Below are 721 nucleotides of genomic sequence, written 5' to 3' on the forward strand. Positions count from 1 at the left end.
ATGGTTGCCCCGCAAGGTCGGTATACAGGTGGTGCATGGTTGTCGTCAGCTCGTGTCGTGAGATGTTGGGTTAAGTCCCGCAACGAGCGCAACCCTCGTTCTATGTTGCCAGCACGTCATGGTGGGAACTCATAGGAGACTGCCGGGGTCAACTCGGAGGAAGGTGGGGATGACGTCAAATCATCATGCCCCTTATGTCTTGGGCTTCACGCATGCTACAATGGCCGGTACAAAGGGCTGCGATACCGTAAGGTGGAGCGAATCCCAAAAAGCCGGTCTCAGTTCGGATTGAGGTCTGCAACTCGACCTCATGAAGTCGGAGTCGCTAGTAATCGCAGATCAGCAACGCTGCGGTGAATACGTTCCCGGGCCTTGTACACACCGCCCGTCAAGTCATGAAAGTCGGTAACACCCGAAGCCAGTGGCCTAACCGCAAGGAGGGAGCTGTCGAAGGTGGGATCGGTGATTAGGACTAAGTCGTAACAAGGTAGCCGTACCGGAAGGTGCGGCTGGATCACCTCCTTTCTAAGGAGCATCTGGACACCGCAGGGTGTTCCAGGCGCCAGATCAAAGCGAATGTCTTTGCTGGTAGCTCATGGGTGGAACATTGAACTAGGTGCTCGGTGAGATCGTCTCGCGTCAGTACAGCCTTCGGGTTGGGAACGCGTCGGGGCGGTGGAGTCGGGTACATGCACGCTGTTGGGTCCTGAGGGACCGGGCC

The 721-nt window shown here is 56.9% G+C and carries 1 rRNA gene; it reads left to right on the forward strand.

The annotated features are described in order from the left end of the window. Window positions 1-525, forward strand: a 16S ribosomal RNA gene (locus C5D04_RS17775); the annotation flags it as partial. Window positions 526-721: the final 196 nt, after the last annotated feature.

Origin of the sequence: Rathayibacter sp. AY1D2 (assembly GCF_002932695.1) — a bacterium.
In the GTDB taxonomy this organism is placed as follows: domain Bacteria; phylum Actinomycetota; class Actinomycetes; order Actinomycetales; family Microbacteriaceae; genus Rathayibacter.